2 protein-coding genes are annotated in these 1580 nt (G+C 46.3%); both read right to left on the bottom strand.

All coding sequences use genetic code 11. The annotated features are described in order from the left end of the window. Nucleotides 1–22: 22 nt before the first annotated feature. On the bottom strand, nt 23–994 hold the full coding sequence (locus QUB04_RS32380; RefSeq protein WP_333290750.1) for an IS110 family transposase: 972 nt from the start codon (nt 992–994) through the stop codon (nt 23–25). Nucleotides 995–1238: 244 nt separating this feature from the next. Further along, a complete protein-coding gene (locus tag QUB04_RS32375; RefSeq protein WP_333290749.1) occupies nt 1239–1484 on the bottom strand; it encodes a hypothetical protein in 246 nt (81 codons plus the stop codon). Nucleotides 1485–1580: the final 96 nt, after the last annotated feature.

The following is a 1580-nucleotide window of genomic DNA, read 5'->3' as shown; positions in this document are numbered from 1 at the left end:
CCGTAGATACTGTCTTGAACTGTCAAGGGGTAGCAAGTAAATAATTGGGGTCGAAAGGCTTTTGGGACTTTAAAATACCAAAAGCCAAATGCACCAATTTCCTCATCAGAGCGCCAATCACCTGCATTTTGACCTTGCCACGACCCAATAATCGGTCACTCATAGCCTTGAGTAACGGATTGTGACGCATCGCCACTACCGCAGGCAGATACAAAGCCTTCCGTAGTCGGACGTTTCCGGTACAAGACAAACGAGTCTTGCCTTTAACCGAAGTCCCAGAACTGCGTTCACAGGGTGTTAAACCCGCATAAGCCGCTAATTGACGGGCATTGTTGTAATCTGAAACATCACGGATTTCAGCTAACAATACGGATGCTGTCTGTTCACCGATTCCGGGAATTGAGGTCAAGAGGTCACGCTGTTGCTTTAAATGTGGATGTTGGTCAAAATGGTCGCTAATCAGTTTTTTGATTAGTTGTTGTTGCTGTTTTAGATAGTCCAAATGTTCCTGGGTAAGGGCAGCAACTGTTGGCGTAGCTGTCTCCAAACGGTTTTGTTCGCTCGTCATCATTTCTGTGACTGATTCGAGTCGCCGTAACAGGGCTTGTAATTCCTTGACTTCCGGCGCGGTTGGTGTCCATAGAGACGGTTTCATTGCCGCACAAAAACGAGCAATTAGTGCCGCATCTACCGAGTCAGTTTTAGTTCGTAGGAGTTCGCTTTTAGCAAACCCTTTAATCCTAGCTGGATTCACAATACTAACCTGAAAACCAGCCCCATAGAGGAATTCGGCTAAGGCTTCTCCGTAAATGCTAGTAGCTTCCATACAAGCATGGAGTTCGACTACACTTTGTTGTTTGAGCCAGTTATGCAAACTCTCAAACCCTTGAATATTGTTCGTAAATTTTTTGGGTTTAGTTGCACGACCTTCTCTCAGTAATGAGATATGAAAGTCTCTTTTACTGATGTCTATACCTAAGACTGTTGATGTCATTGTTTGCTCCAGATGTACTCCGATTTATGAAAGAACCGACAGGCAATTGAAGACTAACCTTGTCAATGCAGGCTTTCCCGATCATTCGATCGAGAGCCTAAGATACTGTCCAGCTTAATGTGTGCCTGTCATCAGTAATGGGAGCTTATCTACGCAACAGACTTATGCAGTCTAAGGGGCGGGCCAACTTCACCAATTTCTGATGTCCTTAAACAGCACTTTCCACTGAAACTTGCACCAAGCGTCAGAAACTTTCTTGTTTCTTTAGATTTACCAAGAAGAAGGTAAGCTCGCCTGAAAGTCGGTATGATCGCCTGAAAGTCGGTATGATCGCCTGAAAGTCGGTATGATCGCCTGAAAGTCGGTACGAGCGACTGATTGTCGGTACGAGCGACTGATTGTCGGTACGATCGCCTGATTGTCGGGTCGATCGCCTGATTGTCGGGTCGATCGCCTGATTGTCGGGTCGATCGCCTGATTGTCGGCTCAATCGCCTGATTGTCGGCTCAATCGCCTGATTGTCGGTATGATCGAATCAATGACGTGGCGATCGCCTGACTCACTCTTTTAAGATACAAGGGGCGGG

Origin of the sequence: Microcoleus sp. D2_18a_B4, assembly GCF_036702475.1 — a bacterium.
GTDB lineage: Bacteria > Cyanobacteriota > Cyanobacteriia > Cyanobacteriales > Microcoleaceae > Microcoleus.
Note: the sequence above shows the minus strand (reverse complement) of the source record. Positions and strands in the feature narration are given on the sequence as shown.

Coding starts and splice junctions, on each gene's coding strand:
- QUB04_RS32380 (WP_333290750.1), bottom strand. CDS start 994: ATGACATCAACAGTCTTAGGTATAGACATCAGTAAAAGAGACTTTCAT.